Origin of the sequence: Holtiella tumoricola, from assembly GCF_027857615.1 — a bacterium.
GTDB classification, from domain to species: Bacteria; Bacillota; Clostridia; order Lachnospirales; family Cellulosilyticaceae; genus Holtiella; species Holtiella tumoricola.
The window spans coordinates 1-15682 of record NZ_JAQIFT010000017.1; the positions used below are offsets into that span (position 1 = coordinate 1).

At 28.2% G+C, this 15682-nt stretch carries 14 protein-coding genes; 3 read left to right on the forward strand and 11 right to left on the reverse strand.

What is annotated here, in order from left to right; all coding sequences use genetic code 11:
- Window positions 1-57: 57 nt before the first annotated feature.
- From PBV87_RS05295 to PBV87_RS05320, 6 genes are all read right to left on the reverse strand, one after another.
- On the reverse strand, window positions 58-684 hold the full coding sequence (locus PBV87_RS05295; RefSeq protein ID WP_271011413.1) for a hypothetical protein: 627 nt from the start codon (window positions 682-684) through the stop codon (window positions 58-60).
- 81 nt (window positions 685-765) lie between these two features.
- Entirely contained in the window at window positions 766-1572 is an 807-nt protein-coding gene (yidA, locus tag PBV87_RS05300; protein WP_053982825.1) for a sugar-phosphatase, read from the reverse strand.
- 122 nt (window positions 1573-1694) lie between these two features.
- The gene (locus PBV87_RS05305; protein WP_271011428.1) at window positions 1695-2405 is read right to left on the reverse strand and encodes a M15 family metallopeptidase; all 711 of its coding nucleotides are present in this window, start codon (window positions 2403-2405) and stop codon (window positions 1695-1697) included.
- A 247-nt stretch (window positions 2406-2652) separates the two neighbouring features.
- Window positions 2653-4188 (reverse strand): cardiolipin synthase, encoded by a 1536-nt coding sequence (cls, locus tag PBV87_RS05310; protein ID WP_271011414.1) that lies wholly within the window; start codon window positions 4186-4188, stop codon window positions 2653-2655.
- A gap of 157 nt (window positions 4189-4345) precedes the next feature.
- Entirely contained in the window at window positions 4346-6058 is a 1713-nt protein-coding gene (locus PBV87_RS05315; protein ID WP_271011415.1) for a proline--tRNA ligase, read from the reverse strand.
- 338 nt (window positions 6059-6396) lie between these two features.
- Window positions 6397-8196: a polysaccharide deacetylase family protein gene (locus PBV87_RS05320; protein ID WP_271011416.1), complete on the reverse strand. Its 1800-nt coding sequence runs from the start codon at window positions 8194-8196 to the stop codon at window positions 6397-6399.
- A gap of 394 nt (window positions 8197-8590) precedes the next feature.
- Here PBV87_RS05320 and thiT point away from each other — a divergent pair, with 394 nt between their 5' ends.
- A complete protein-coding gene (thiT, locus tag PBV87_RS05325; protein WP_271011417.1) occupies window positions 8591-9277 on the forward strand; it encodes an energy-coupled thiamine transporter ThiT in 687 nt (228 codons plus the stop codon).
- A gap of 17 nt (window positions 9278-9294) precedes the next feature.
- Here the strand turns inward: thiT and PBV87_RS05330 are convergent, their stop codons facing one another.
- The 4 genes from PBV87_RS05330 to PBV87_RS05345 form a co-directional block, all read right to left on the reverse strand.
- The gene (locus tag PBV87_RS05330) at window positions 9295-9582 is read right to left on the reverse strand and encodes a YkuS family protein (RefSeq protein WP_271011429.1); all 288 of its coding nucleotides are present in this window, start codon (window positions 9580-9582) and stop codon (window positions 9295-9297) included.
- Between the two features lie 288 nt (window positions 9583-9870).
- On the reverse strand, window positions 9871-10380 hold the full coding sequence (locus PBV87_RS05335; protein ID WP_271011418.1) for a DUF4446 family protein: 510 nt from the start codon (window positions 10378-10380) through the stop codon (window positions 9871-9873).
- A gap of 26 nt (window positions 10381-10406) precedes the next feature.
- Window positions 10407-11285, reverse strand: a complete 879-nt coding sequence (locus PBV87_RS05340) for a ParB/RepB/Spo0J family partition protein (protein WP_053982817.1) — start codon at window positions 11283-11285, stop codon at window positions 10407-10409.
- Window positions 11282-12052 carry a ParA family protein gene (locus PBV87_RS05345; RefSeq protein WP_053982816.1) on the reverse strand — a complete coding sequence of 257 codons (771 nt, stop codon included), beginning with the start codon at window positions 12050-12052 and terminating at the stop codon, window positions 11282-11284. The genes PBV87_RS05340 and PBV87_RS05345 overlap by 4 nt, the downstream gene beginning before the upstream one ends.
- A 184-nt stretch (window positions 12053-12236) precedes the next feature.
- Here PBV87_RS05345 and PBV87_RS05350 point away from each other — a divergent pair, with 184 nt between their 5' ends.
- Window positions 12237-12737 carry a hypothetical protein gene (locus tag PBV87_RS05350; protein ID WP_271011419.1) on the forward strand — a complete coding sequence of 167 codons (501 nt, stop codon included), beginning with the start codon at window positions 12237-12239 and terminating at the stop codon, window positions 12735-12737.
- Window positions 12738-12746: 9 nt separating this feature from the next.
- On the forward strand, window positions 12747-14351 hold the full coding sequence (locus PBV87_RS05355) for a hypothetical protein (RefSeq protein WP_271011420.1): 1605 nt from the start codon (window positions 12747-12749) through the stop codon (window positions 14349-14351).
- Between the two features lie 63 nt (window positions 14352-14414).
- Here the strand turns inward: PBV87_RS05355 and PBV87_RS05360 are convergent, their stop codons facing one another.
- Entirely contained in the window at window positions 14415-15311 is an 897-nt protein-coding gene (locus tag PBV87_RS05360) for a diacylglycerol/lipid kinase family protein (protein ID WP_053982813.1), read from the reverse strand.
- Between the last annotated feature and the right edge of the window lie 371 nt (window positions 15312-15682).

Genomic DNA, 15682 nt, shown 5'->3' on the forward strand with positions numbered 1-15682 from the left:
ACAATAACTTTGTCAGCGGTCTGAATAAGTCTCTTTATTAAATAAAGAGACTTATCACTAACGATATAAGATATTACCAAGCTCAATATGAGAACTACTTAATGTTTCTCCATTATAAACTAACTCAATCCCATCTATCCATGGATAGTTAGATTTTCTTTGGAGCAGACTTTCTTCTAAAATTGTTAACGTTACTCCAGCTCCTGTTGATCCTTGAAAATAATTACTCATCCAATTTAATTCTTCTTCATTATCTTTAAGATTTATTGTTGCAATTTCTTTATTTCCAATTGTCTTAATTTCTTCTACCTTTATTTCAAGATTTTCGAAACATGTCTTTGAAATTTCATTCGCTATCTGCTGAAGTTTCTCTTTTATAGTTTCATCTTTTGATAAACTTATTGTTTCTAACTCTACAATCTCCCAAGAATCTACATCTCTAGTATAAAGAGTATACTGGTCTTCATCTAAAACTTGTATCTCCTCTTGTAATTTTGTATTTTGCTCCATTAATTCATCAATTTGCTTTGTTAAGCTTTCAACTTGTTTTGCTAAATTTTCATTCTCTTTTTGTAACGTAGTAACTTGTTCTTCTAAAGGATTCACTTGATCTAATTGTTGTGTACATCCAGATAGGCCTATTGCACTTAAGGCTAATAAGATGACTGCTATTTTTTTCTTCATGCTAAAGTCCTCCCTTTGTTTGCTTATCTTTAGATTATCATATTTATATTACAATCTAATTAAAAATACTCAACATGTTTATTACACTTCTAATATAAATTTTTCAATAACGTATGCTACACCATCTTCATCATTTGATTTAGTAACAAAGTCAGCAATTGCTTTTACCTCTTCAAAAGCATTCTCCATAGCCACACCAAGACCTGCATAACGAATCATATGTTCATCATTTCCAGCATCACCCATACAAATAACTTCTTCTTGCTTAATATTTAAACATTTCGCTAAAGCTTCTACTCCTGCACCTTTATTTACACGTTTATCTAAAAACTCTAAGAAAAATGGTGCACTTCTTACGACTGTATATTTGTCATAAACTTCTTTAGGTAATTTCTCAATAGCTTTTTGTAAGATTTCTGGTTCATCTATCATCATGATTTTAATAAGTTCTTCATTTTTAGGAACTTCATTAAAATCTACTTCGTGTACCGCAATACCATTGATTTCACCTTCTAAGATTGTATAAGCTGACATTCTTGGTGTAATACATCCATCTTTTGAAAAGGCATGAATATTTACTCCTAATTCTTGTGAAAGTTGATATAAATATTCGAGATCTTGTCCTGTTAATGTAATACGACTAACTACTTCTTTCGTATTTGTATTTTGTACAATAGCCCCATTAAAGCTTACTACATAATCATCTTGATCTAATAATTCAAGTTCTTCTAAGTAACGCTCAATTCCTTCGATTGGGCGCCCCGATGCTAAGACAATTTTAACACCTTTTTCTTTTGCCTTTTTTATTGCTTCCTTTGTATTTTGTGATATTGTTTTATCTTCTCTTAAAAGAGTACCATCCATATCAAGTGCAATTAATTTATACATTTTAGTTCTCCTATTTGTTCTAAACTATTTTATATATTTCAAACCACCTATTTATTATATCAGTAATTACAATGTTCTCATACTTTTTTACATGTAAAAAGGAGATTCTTATTGAATCCCCTCTACTGTTTTTTTAAATATACAGCTACTTTTTTTATTAGTGCTTTTATATCTTCTTCTTTATATTCTTGCTTCTTCCATTTTTCAACTTCTATTACGATGCCTTTATTATTCAATATTTTAATTTGTAAGTCATAATCTAATTTAATTAGTTCTAAGCTTATTTTTTCAACTAGTTGGGCGGTATATCTTACAGTAGGCTGTGGATACCATGCATTTTTTATATTGATAATTTGTTTTTCTATCAAAGTATTTACTGCTTTTTCGTATTCTTGATCTATTTTTTCAACTGTTGGAATATATTCTGGTGGCTTTTTCCCTAAATTTAGATCTTTTATTGATAATCCAAAAGTATATTGAAAATGAGGTGTATCAGAAAAACTAGACCAACTTCCTCCCCATTCTAATCCTATGCTTTGGCCTAACTTTCCTACTCTTTTCAAAATATTACTATCATATTCAGCTCCTTTTATATTTTGATAAATATCAAAAGCTAATCTCCATTGATGATAAGATGACATACTACTTCCTCTAGCATTTGTTACAATATTGCCTGGTCTTGTTCTACCTTGTTCATAAAGATAATCTTGCCTTTCAACTGTTCGATAGGTTTCTCCTATTTTTATATTTAATCCTTCTCTTTTACATAATTCTAATAGTGCTTCTGCTAATTCTTTAACCTTAGGATGTAATTCATTAATATCTCTGCACATTTCTATCACTTAGTCACCCCATATCATATAATATACCTAAACTTATACTTAATTATATTCAAGCTCCTATCTCTAAGTTCATACGAATTTAATAATAAAGAGGCACCTCCATTTAGGAAGTACCTCTTTTAGGTTGGTATTATGAAATTTTACGGGTTGAATAGCATTACATACGCCTATATTATACCATATTTATCCATGATGTCTACATAATTCCTATATAAAAGTCTAAATAATTATGGCTTTACTACATAAGGGGTGCAAAACATCTAATAACTGATCGCATTAATCTCGTATACCATTTTACATTGTGACATTCTTCTAATGTAATAGGCAAACAAACTTCTAATGTTTCTAAAAAATCTTGCTTAATCTCCCCTATCGCTAATGTCTTATACATAAATACTCCACATTCAAAGTGCAAATATAAGCTTCTAAAATCTAAATTAATTGTTCCCACAACTCCTATTTCATCATCTACTACAAAAGTTTTTGAATGTATAAAGCCTGGTGTATATTCATAGATTTTAACTCCGGCTTCTATAAGCTGTTGATAATATGCCCTTGTTAAAAGATGAACGTACCATTTATCTGCAATATGTGGTGTTACTATTCTAATATCTATACCACTTTTAGCTGCTAATGTTAATGCTGTCATAAGCTCATTATCTATAATCAAGTATGGTGTATTTATATATACATATTCCTTCGCTTGATTAATCATATTGATATAAACATTTTCTCCAACAGTCTCTTCATCAAGAGGACTATCTGCATAAGGTTGAACATAGCCTTCATTATTGAACTTATCTGGTATTCTAACTAAATATCGTTTATAATCCTCTCTATTTTTTTCTAACCTATCAAAATTCCAACTTTGTAAAAACATTAATGTTAAACTTGTTACTGCATCTCCTTTTAGTAATATACTGGCATCTTTCCATTGACCATGTTTAACAACAGCATTAATATATTCATCTGCTAGATTTGCCCCTCCTGTAAAACCAACTACTCCATCGATTACTGTTATCTTCTTATGATCTCTATTATTCATCTTTAAAGATAATTTAGGCTGTATCTCATTAAATACAATCACCTGTATTCCTAAACTTTGTAATTTTTCATGATATTTATAAGGTAATGTTTGAATACATCCTGCATCATCATAAAGAACCCGTACCTCTACCCCTTCATTTACTTTCTCAACTAAGATATCAAGTATGCTATCCCACATAACTCCTTCTTCTATAATAAAGTACTCCATAAAGATAAAGTACTTAGCTTTTTTTAATTCGTCTTTTAAGACATTAAAGAAATTTTCACCGGGAGACAAATATTGAGCTTTTGTATTTTTATACATAGGAAAACTAGAATAGTTATAAATATATTTAACTTGTTTTGCAATATTTTTATCCTTTTCTTGCAATTGTTTTATTAATTCTTCATTTTGAATCAAGAAACCTTTTGTATCTTCATAAGTTCTTTTTACAGATTTTTTAAAAGCTTTACTTGTTTTATCTCCTCCAAATACTAAATAAAAAAGACCACCAAATATTGGAAACAATAATATTGGTATCGTCCATGCTAATTTATAAGAAGGATTATCCTTCTTATTCAATATATAAATTACTACTGCTATACTAATTATAGTAAATAGAATATACATATATACGAAGTAATTAGTTAATTTCCAAATTCCAATTCCTAAAATAATCGCTTGTATAAGTATAAGTAGACCGACAATAAATAGACGACTAAATAGTACTTTTAAGATTTGTTTCATAATTTCCCCCTTATACTGACGATAATAACATAGCTCTAATATTATATGCAATTTTCTGTAAAATAAAAATAAGTACTCTATGTTTCCTCGAGTACTTATTTTGTCCTATATTAATTTTACTTATTTATTATCAAAAAAATGGCTTTATTTATCAATCCTATAATTGATTTTTAAGTTCTGTGATAAGAGTTTCTACCTCTTGCTCAAGATCTGAAATATTAATCAATTTTTTAACTGATTTATCTCTTGTCATTAATTCAACTTGTCCATTTTCAAGATTTCTTTCACCTACTACAATACGTACTGGAATACCTAAAAGGTCTGCATCTGCAAATTTCGCACCTGGTCCCATATTACGATCATCCATGATAACTTCCCATTTATTATTTAGACGATTATAAATATCTGTTCCAACTTCATTCATATCTATTTTTTTGCTACCTAATACACAAATGTGTACTTGCCATGGTGCAACTGAAATTGGCCAAATTGGACCATATTCATCATGATGAGATTCAATGATACAAGCAAGTAAACGTCCTACTCCTATGCCATAACAACCCATGATAGGTGTTTTTGCTTTTCCATCTTTATCGGTATATGTCATATGCATACTTTCTGTATATTTTGTGCCTAACTGGAATATATTACCTACTTCAACCCCACGTTTGAATTGAAGCTTTCCATTACAATGAGGGCATGTATGACCTTCATTTACTTGAGCCACATCATGGAAGCTTTCTACATTTATATCTCTTACTATACTTACGCCTGATAAATGATAATCATCTTTATTAGCCCCACAAATTAAATTTGTTTCACCTTCTAATGAACTATCAAATATAATTTGTGCATTTCTTGCATTTAATCCTACAGGCCCAATAAAACCAAAGTTTAAATCAACATTTTCGTAGTTTGTAAGCGGTGTAACATTTGCTTGAACAACTTTACTAAGTTTAGATTCATTTACTTGTAAATCTCCTCTAACAAATACAATAAGAGGTTCTTTTCTACCTTCAACCTCGAATACTGCAGCTTTTAAAAGTCTATGTGTTTCTACGCCAAAGAAATTTGCTAAAGATTCAATATCTTTAATGCCTGGTGTATGATTTTCTTTTATTTCTTCTTCTGCAATCTCATATTTATCAAGTTTAGAAATAGCTACTTCCATATTTGATTGGTAATCACAAGAATCACAGATAATGATTGTATCCTCTCCAATATCAGTAAGTAACATAAATTCATGTGCTACTTTACCACCCATCATACCTGTATCTGATTGAACACATACTACTTCTGGCACACCAGCTTTTCTAAATACATTATGGTATGCTTGTAAACATTGTTCATAGTATTGTTCTAAATCTTCTTGAGAAGTATGGAATGAGTAAGCATCTTTCATTGTAAATTCTCTTACACGGATAAGTCCTCCACGCGCTCTTGGTTCATCTCTAAATTTAGTTTGAATTTGATAAATCATAAATGGATATTGAGCATATGAACGCGCTTCTGTACGTGCTAAATGTACTGCTGCCTCTTCATGTGTCATACCAAGAACCATATCTTTTCCTGAACGATCTTTGAATCTTACAAGCTCATTACCTACACCTTCAAATCTACCTGATTCTTGCCATAAATCTGCTGGAAGTACTACTGGGAACATAACTTCTTGCCCATCAATAGCATCCATTTCTTCACGAATAATATCTTCAATTTTAGTTGCAATACGCTTTGCTGGCATTAAAAGTGAGTAAATACCATTCGATACTTGTCTGATATATCCGCCTCTTAATAAATAAATATGACTAATACTTGTTGCATCACCTGGTTTTTCCTTAATACGTTCACCTAATAATTTGCTAAGTAACATGATCTTCTCTCCCTTAATTTCATCATTTTTAAAATTATAGACAATAAAAAAATCCCTATGCATTGCTGCATAGGGACCAAATCGACATTCGGTGGTACCACCCTGATTATGATAAATTCTAAAGTTATCATCACTCTTTACTCTATATCGGCAGTAAACCGTTACGCTTAATCACGTAATGCTCCGAGCTAGGACAATAAGTCTTTTCTTTAAGAGTCTTTCAGCCGGTGAACTCCTTTTCTGTTAAAGTATTAAACTTATTGATTTCTCTTCATAGCGTTAGTGTATTATAATCATATATTTTAATAAGTATTCTTAAAAAAATCAAGGATTCTTTTTTATTTCATTGTTAAATTTTCTATTTCCTTAAGCAACTCTTCAGGAGTAGTAGTATTTGCTACATGTATACGTTTAATATCTTGGATTTCTGTACTACCTTTATATCTTACTAAATTGGTTACTTGTAAGTTTACTCCTATACTTTCAATCCATCTTTTGGTCTTATAATTATGCTGGAATTGTGGATAAGCAAGTACTTTTACATCTCTTTTCCCTAGATTCTCTTCTATTTTTTCAAATGATAAACTGGCTTCATAGATTACTTCACCATATGGTAATTGATCTAATAAATTATGAGAATAAGTATGACTTTGTATATCAATTAATCCACTTGCTTCCATTTCTTTAGCCTGATCCCAAGTAAAATGAGGCATCATTGTATCTATCCCAACATACTTAGGTGTTATAAAGTATGTTGCTTGCATATCTAATTCTTTTAATATAGGGTAAGCAATCGTATAATTACTTAAATAACCATCATCTGTAGTAAGGATAACGGGTTTCTGTGGCAGTCCCCCTACTCCTTCCAAATAATCTTTTAGATCTTTAAAGTTTATAGTAGTATATCCTGCGTTCTTTAAAGCAATGAGCTGCTCTTTAAACAACTGCGTACCTACTGATATACTCTGCTCACTATCTGATTCACCAACTTCATCTTTAAATTCATGATACATTAAAACAGGTATATATAGATTATCATAACTACTTTTTTCTTCTACTTTATAGTTTTTAGATACACGCCTTTGTCTTTCACCTATACTTTTATTTCTTTTATTCTTTAAATAATATGTTTGTACTATGACGTCTTCTTTATCTCTATATTTAATAATTATTTTTAACCTATTTACGCCATCTACTAATTCATACTCATCAGCCATTAACTTAAAAGGATAACGATACGTCTTTAAAATAGTCTCTTCATTTAATTTATAATCAATTTGTTCAATATTTTCATCATACTCCGGCATAAAACTTACTTTATTTGCTTCATCTGATATAACAATACTTATGTTATCTTTATTCTCTAATGGTTCATGTCTATACTCTTTATTTGAAAGAATCTCATTATAGAATTCTATGATTCGATAATGTGCCGTATTAACATTCCCCTGTTGAAATACTACTGTTATATTAGGTAGTTTCATAATGGTAGAATAATATAGTTGGCTCATTAAATCTAGCTGTTCACTAAGTTCTTCTTGTTCTTCTAATATATAGTCATTAACGATTATTTCAACTTTTTGCTTAAAATGTATAGATAGTTCTTCTAATAAATCCATATCTTCTTTTTGCTTTATATCTATATAAGCATATTTAATTGGTATATCCTTATAGACTTGTACGGCTTTATCTAATGGTATAAGTACTTCTATATTTGTATACTTTCCTTGTATTAATTCTACTTCTTTATATATTTCTTTTAATTCTTTTTTATTTATATCTTTATCTAGTTTCAAACTCACTAGTATTGTTTTACATTCTTTATACTTTTCCCCTATTATTTCTAATTTATTTTTAATATTATCAGTAGGAGTCTCCAATATTTGGATATATGTATAATCATGATTACTACTTAGATTTTCATAGTTAATACTTGTCCATTTAATCCTTTTATTTTTGCTAGAATAAACTTCATTTACTCCAAATTCTATTGGCAATTCTTGAACTTGATGGCTAGAATAGATTTTTAATTGATCTTCACTATTTAAATTATGTTGAATTATAGTAACTGTTCCCCATATTGTCATTACTATTCCTATTACTCCAGCTAAATACTTAATATATTTAAATTTTTCCATTCCCTTCTCCTTTTATAATCTCTTTAAATATATTCTATCATACCTAATACACTTTTAAAAACTATGCTCTCTTTACTTTAAAGAGACTGTATTATTAGTAATATGAATGTTATAAGTTTTTTTCATTGACTTGTATATAAAAATGAATTAATATAAGGATAGATAATAAATAATTATTATAAACTAAATTAATATTTATAAATATGCTAGGGGAGCCCAAAAGGGCTGAGAGTGCATTTTAGCAGACCCTCAGGACCTGTACACAGATAATGCTGCAGCAGGGAAGTGTGTAAAACATTAGATAGTAAATATAGCACAATAAGTGTGTTCTTTATTATCTTTATTTTATATTAAATCCTCCCTTAACATATTTATTAAAAAGGGAGGATTTTTAATGTCAGATTTTTTATCAGGTCTTCAAGAAACCCCATCTATGATTTGGGTATGCTTAAGTATTTTTTTAATTGTGTTGGTACTAAGTATTATTATTAAAACTACAAATAAACAATCCGTAGGGCCTAAACTAACTACTAAAACTTTAGCCTTTGGCGGAATGTGCGTAGCTCTTTCATTTATTCTTTCCTATATAAAATTGTTTGAAATGCCTCAAGGTGGTTCTGTGACTTTAGTAAGTATGCTACCTGTTATGCTTTTTGCATTTGTATGTGGACCTACAGCTGGTATTATTGCTGGTTTAGCATATGGTTTCTTACAATTTTTCCAAGGTGCTTATGCTGCCCACTGGGTTTCTATTTTACTAGATTACCCTCTTGCTTTTGCATGGCTAGGCCTTGTAGGTATTATTCCTAAAACAATCAAATCTCTCCAGATTAGATTTGGCATTGGTGCTTTTATTGCAATAATAGGTCGATTCTGTATGCATTTACTATCAGGTGCAATCTTCTTTGGAGAATATGCTCCTGAAGGTATGAATCCATGGATTTATTCAAGTGTATATAATGCTGGTTATTTATCTGTTGAATTTATTACTACATTAATTATAGGTATTATTATTTTAACAACACCTATTTATAAATATTTAAAAGTTTCTTTTATGCCTTCAACTACTAATACTTTATAAATGTTTCACGTGAAACATTAAAAAATATTCTTATATAAACGCTCAGAGAGAATTTTTTCAATCTCTTTGGGTGTTTTATTTTTTGCATTTATCATTAATACGCCATGCCTTATATCTACATGTTCATTTTGTGCTAAGTTTATTAAGTTATTTTGCACTTCTACAAACTCTTCTTCATTATTCTGTTCATAGATACAAGCATGTACTGGCCCTATATATTGATCAGAATTATATACTTCATATTTCCCTGTATTTTCTAAGTACTGCTTAATATAATAAAGGCTATTATCTACTGTTACAACCATATTTTTCACTTTCTTTCTCTTTTTAACTTATTTTAGCCAACTTATAAAGATTCATACTTTATCTATCAAAAAACATCTCAAATACTTGTAATATTAATAATCTATTAGCTATAATCTGATTTAAATATGGCTAATTTCCAAACTATAACGCTATTATTTAATATGAATGTATTTAATATCTCATTTCTATTCTGTTAGAATCTAAGATTTTTATAATTTCTGCACTATATAATATCTAATTCAAAAAAGATGGCTAATATGATATAATCATACTAGCCATCTTTCTTATTATTTAACTGCTTTATTATTTTCTATAGCTAATCTAATAGCTTCCTTTTCTTCATCTGACAATTGATAAGTTGATGTACCTGATTTGATAGGTTTTGAATAAATATATGAACCATCTCTACTATAAATACCATTTAATACAAGCCCATTATCTTCTGCATCCATCATTGCAATTGCAAAAGATAAATCTGCTCCCACTTTTTCTATAGCATTATATCTTACAACGCCTACTTTCTGTGTACAATACTTAATTTCATTACTTAATTTATCAATTTTATCTAATATCTTTTCTTCATTATCTTTTACTTGACTAACTTTTTTTGCATAATGAATCAGTAAATTTTCCAAATCTACATCATCTTTTATCATAAATCTTTCATACTTACGTTGTATCTTTTTCATTTTTATAAAACTCATGATAAACATAATAAATAGAATAAAACAAAATACTACTAATACCATAACTATGTATAACATATATGGTTCAATTAAAGTTATAACATTTTCCATACAATCTATACTCCCTTAACTTATGACTACTGTATCTTACTAAGAATTCTTTCTAGTTCTTCATGATTATAAAACTCAATTTCTATTTTTCCCTTACGTTTTCCTTGAGTAATATTGACTTTTGTTCCTAAAGATTTTTGAAGATTTTCTTTTACCTCATTAATAAATACATAATTACCTTGCTGTCTTTCAAGTACTTCTTCTTTCTTTTTAAGTTCTTTTCGTTTACTAATTTCTTCTTGATTTATTAATTGTTGAATATATTTTTCAGTATCTCTTACAGTTAAATCATTCTCAATAATATAATTTACTGCTTCTTTTTGTTGGCTAGCATCTTTTAAAGTTAATATAGCTCTTGCTTGTCCATAACTTAATATACTATCCCTAACTTTTTGTTGAATATCTGTAGGTAATTTTAATAGTCTTAATATATTTGCAATTTCTGATCTACTTTTCCCTACTCTTTTAGAAACTTCTTCTTGAGTATAATCAAATCGTTCCATTAATAGACTATATGCACAAGCTAATTCCATACTATTTAAATCAGATCTTTGGATATTCTCTATAAGTGCAACTTCTAATACTTGTTTATCATCAAAATCTTTGATCAAAATAGGAATTTCTCTTACCTTAGCAAGACGTGCTGCTCTATAGCGTCTTTCACCTGCTACTATTTCATATTTATCACCTTTAGTTCTTACAATTAATGGTTGTAAAATACCATGTTCTTGAATAGAAGCCATTAATTCAGTTAATTCTTCTTGATCAAAGTTTTTTCTAGGCTGGTCGTAATTAGGCTCTACCTCATTAATATCTACCATTTTAATGCCTTCATTTTGATGATTTAGTGCTACTTCTTCTGATAATAAAGCATTTAAGCCTTTACCTAAGCCTTTTGGTCTCATTTTTTCTTATTCCTTCCTAAAAATTCTTTTGCAAGTGCACGATATTGTTCTGATCCTTTGCATCTCGAGTCATAACTTATACATGACATTCCATAACTTGGTGCTTCACTTAAACGTACACTTCTATTAATTTTAGTTTCATAAACAAATTTAGCAAAATGGTTATTTACTTCATTAACAACTAATGTTGAAAGATTAGTTCTTGTATCAAACATAGTAAATACAATTCCCTCTAAGGCAAGTCCCTTATTCGTTGATTCTTTTACTAACTTAATTGTTTGCATTAATTGTGATAGTCCCTCTAATGCATAATACTCACATTGCATTGGAATCAGAACAGTATCTGCTGCTGTTAATGCATTAATTGTTAAAATATTTACCGCTGGTGGACAGTCAATAAAAATAAAATCAAATTTATCTGTAACTTTTTCAAGTGCTTTCTTTAATATAAACTCTCGTTCAGCTTTATCAACTATTTCTATCTCTGTACCTGCTAAATTCATATTAGAAGGGATTACTTTAATTTTCTCATTAGGCGAATCATAAATAACCTCTTCTATATCCTTATCTTCTGTAAATACATTATAAATTGTATATGGCATACGATTCTTAACAAGCCCACATCCACTTGTCGTATTACCTTGTGGATCAATGTCTACTACTAAAACCTTTTTCTTTTTTTCTACTAAGGCTGCTGCCAAATTAATTACTGTCGTAGTTTTACCTACGCCCCCTTTTTGATTAACTACTGAAATGATTTTACTCATGTAGGTGTACCTCGATTTCTTAATTTATAACGCATATTTTATAATCAGTATATCATAAAATATTTAGTTATTACATTATTAATATCTTTTTATCATAAAATATCTTATATGAATAATATAATAGCATAAGCAGTTAATAAATTTTAATGTTTCACGTGAAACATTTGTCTTTTGGAGTAGAAAAATGAAAAAAAATAAATTCAGTTTACTATCAAAATTTGTATTTTTAATTACCATTATATATATTACTATTTTTATTAATTATCACTTTTATACACCTGATATAGGAAGTCTTGATATAATAATAGGTGCTGATACAGATAATGTAGAAACTGTACAACTTACTATTAGTCCAACTAAAGATTTAAAACATTATTATATTTTATTATACGAAGATGGTTTACAAGATAATTGGTTATATTTTATTTCCAATACCTATAATAAGGAAGCTCAACATATACTTGATGAAATTTTACCTCAACATACTAGTAAATATGTTTTTGTTGAAGGCTCTCCTAATAAAGATGCATATACTTTTACAATGAAATCTAAATATCCTATTAATCACTTGACAGATCAAAATCATACTTTTCATGCTTATTTAATTGTACCTTATCGCATATACCCCTTTCCTAAATTCTACTATGCTAAGCATCAAGTCTTTTTTATTAATTTTAGTATTTAGGAGGCCTTTATGAAAACAATACTTGTAATTTTATTAATTATTTCTTTAGCACTTGAAGCTTCAAAAAAACAAAATGAAAAGGAATCATTTTTCTTTGTAAAATGTGTTATTTATCTATTTTGTAGTAGTATACATTCTATTATATTAGGTATACCTGCACCAATAGGGGCATGCATTATGTATTTTTTCTCTCTTTTTGATCCTAAAAATCATATTTTTAAAATTAAACTTATACTACTAGGCCTATTTATATTTTTACTATCTGTATTTAACTTTAGTAGCATTACTGCACCACTACAAAAAGCCTATTTAACTACTTGTACATATAATGTATCTAAAATAGAAGTTTATAGTAAATCCAATGATCATTCTAAATACTTATTTTCAATATCTAATAAAGATCAAATCAATAAGTTAACACAGAGTATTCAAGATAGTGAACCTTATGCAAATTGGTATCATAAGACTTTAAATGATGATATGGGATACTTATTAAAACTTTATTCTTCTCAAGGTATTAATGATGTTTATATTAGTTTATATCCTACTGATGATTCTAATATCTATATAGGTAAGTATAATTTAGCCTATAATAATTTAGATATTCTTTCATATGTGGATCAATTATATTCTAGAAATCCAACTATCCTTACATTAAATACAACTCAAAATGTCTCTATTAATATTACAAATTCATCTTTACTTTCAAATTTATGGAGATGTATTATTTGGAATAAACCTATTGATGAAATTAATCGACCTGAAGGAAGTTTTAGTATTCCTGCTTATCTTTTCTTTGAAAACTATCTAGGTTGTAATTTAAATTTTTCATCAGATTTTAATTATGCCCAACTTGTAAATGGTGATATTATTGCTATAGACCCTTTCCTTCAACATATGTTAAGCGAACAACTTATTTTATCAGAATTAGATTTAGTAACCGAATTCCAAACATTTGATAGTGCACATACTTCTAATTATAATTCTACTAATACAAACTTTACTATAGAAAGAGATCCTAATGATCAATATTATGGACTCTATCATTATAATTACAAAAAAGATGAAAAAGTTTTTCTACATACAGTTAACTCTGCTTTTACTAAGTTTTTTATACTCAAATATCCTTATATATTAATATTAGACCATAATAATAAGTCTGAATATTATTTGATGCTTATTAATCAAAATGTACCTGATAAACATCGATACATCTCAAAAAATGAAACAATCCTACCCAAATCACTTTCAATCTGCCCCCAGAATACTAACTTTGCATATATTGCAGAACATGGACAAAACTCTTCACTCTTTTTGGTTACCGATTATTATCATTCACCTAAAGTTATTGCAACTGGTGGTATTATTGACTCATTGTTTCTCTCAGATGATTATATTGTTTTTACACAAAAAATGGATGATTTAAATCTATTATGCGTATATAGTATTGAGCATAATCAATTCATTAAGTATACACCTATTCCTGGAGATATTACTCTCATTAAAGCAGCTGATAATAAAGTTTATTTTTGTGTACAACAAAAAAATAATAATAATCTTTATGAAGGTATTTTTTATATTGATACATTCCTAAAGATCTATAAAATTGATTAAAAATAGCCTATTACAGATTAGATATACTTATCTAATCTGTAATAGGCTATTTCTATTATATATTTATTTTTTTAAATAAAATCTTAATAAATTTTGTTTTGCTTCTATGCTTAGTGGGAACTTTGGTCCTTCCTCCCCATCTACATCAGTAACAAAATTTTTCTCCTCATTATAACATCTTATATTTACTCTATTAGTTACCCAATAATCTATATTGGGATCTGTTAAATGCTCTCCTTGTAATACCTTTAAAAATAACATAGGAATATCATGAATTTCTACTTTTTTTATTCCTATAATATCAAACTCTCCATCCTCAATACTTGCATTTTTAGCCAATCTAGTAAATCCTCCTGCTGCTTTTCCATTGAATACTAGAATAAGTATATAATCTCCTCTAATCTTTATATCTGGTAATTCAATTTCTAAATCCATCGCTTGATAGTTTTGAAGTTCTTCAAATCCCTTTACATAATATGCGAGTTTTCCAAATTTCTTTTTTAACTCTAAATCCACAATATGTGATATACCACTAAACAACCCCATATTACATACATTAATAAAGTATTGATTATTCACTTTACCTATATCTACATATTTAATTTCTCCACATTCAATTAAATTTAAAGCCTCCTCTATATCATTTGGAATATGAGCACTATATGCAAAATCATTTGCTGTTCCTAATGGTAATACTAGTATAGGAATATCTATTTCTTTTTGCATCATACCATTTACTACTTCATTGATAGTTCCATCCCCACCTGAAACAATTATTAAATCTAATTCTTTCTCTTCTAAATGATCCACAATATATTTTCTAATACTTCCTTTACTTTGACTTCTATACAATCTTAATTCATATCCTAGCTCTTGTAGCCTTTCTGCAATATGATCTACTAAATTTATAATTTGTCGATTTCCTGCTTTAGGATTATACATTAAAATAGCTTTTTTCATCTCTAAAATCCTCACTTTACTTCTATTCATCTTATAATTATCAAGCTTATTTATTTATATTATTAGGCTTGTTCTTTTATTTCATTTTATGTTATTTGTAATCTAATTTTTATCTTAATACTTGTGGATAATTTAATATTTTAATTAATCTAATTCATTATTTACAACACTTATAGAATTTTATACTTATTCACAGGGTTGTTGATAAGTTGTTTTTTTATAATTTATTTTTTCATGTGGATAATTCTATTTTAAATTAATAATATTTATTTATTATAAATTACTAATATTTATCCACAATATTTTTTATTTTATTTTTTATAAAGTTTTCCACAATATAAAAACAGGATTAATTACTATAATTAATCCTG

Excerpts from the sequence above, each read along its gene's own strand:
- PBV87_RS05295 (WP_271011413.1), bottom strand. The coding sequence starts at position 684 with ATGAAGAAAAAAATAGCAGTCATCTTATTAGCCTTAAGTGCAATAGGC.
- yidA (WP_053982825.1), bottom strand. The coding sequence starts at position 1,572 with ATGTATAAATTAATTGCACTTGATATGGATGGTACTCTTTTAAGAGAA.
- PBV87_RS05305 (WP_271011428.1), bottom strand. The coding sequence starts at position 2,405 with ATGTGCAGAGATATTAATGAATTACATCCTAAGGTTAAAGAATTAGCA.
- cls (WP_271011414.1), bottom strand. The coding sequence starts at position 4,188 with ATGAAACAAATCTTAAAAGTACTATTTAGTCGTCTATTTATTGTCGGT.
- PBV87_RS05315 (WP_271011415.1), bottom strand. The coding sequence starts at position 6,058 with ATGTTACTTAGCAAATTATTAGGTGAACGTATTAAGGAAAAACCAGGT.
- PBV87_RS05320 (WP_271011416.1), bottom strand. The coding sequence starts at position 8,196 with ATGGAAAAATTTAAATATATTAAGTATTTAGCTGGAGTAATAGGAATA.
- thiT (WP_271011417.1), top strand. The coding sequence starts at position 8,591 with ATGTCAGATTTTTTATCAGGTCTTCAAGAAACCCCATCTATGATTTGG.
- PBV87_RS05330 (WP_271011429.1), bottom strand. The coding sequence starts at position 9,582 with ATGGTTGTAACAGTAGATAATAGCCTTTATTATATTAAGCAGTACTTA.
- PBV87_RS05335 (WP_271011418.1), bottom strand. The coding sequence starts at position 10,380 with ATGGAAAATGTTATAACTTTAATTGAACCATATATGTTATACATAGTT.
- PBV87_RS05340 (WP_053982817.1), bottom strand. The coding sequence starts at position 11,285 with ATGAGACCAAAAGGCTTAGGTAAAGGCTTAAATGCTTTATTATCAGAA.
- PBV87_RS05345 (WP_053982816.1), bottom strand. The coding sequence starts at position 12,052 with ATGAGTAAAATCATTTCAGTAGTTAATCAAAAAGGGGGCGTAGGTAAA.
- PBV87_RS05350 (WP_271011419.1), top strand. The coding sequence starts at position 12,237 with ATGAAAAAAAATAAATTCAGTTTACTATCAAAATTTGTATTTTTAATT.
- PBV87_RS05355 (WP_271011420.1), top strand. The coding sequence starts at position 12,747 with ATGAAAACAATACTTGTAATTTTATTAATTATTTCTTTAGCACTTGAA.
- PBV87_RS05360 (WP_053982813.1), bottom strand. The coding sequence starts at position 15,311 with ATGAAAAAAGCTATTTTAATGTATAATCCTAAAGCAGGAAATCGACAA.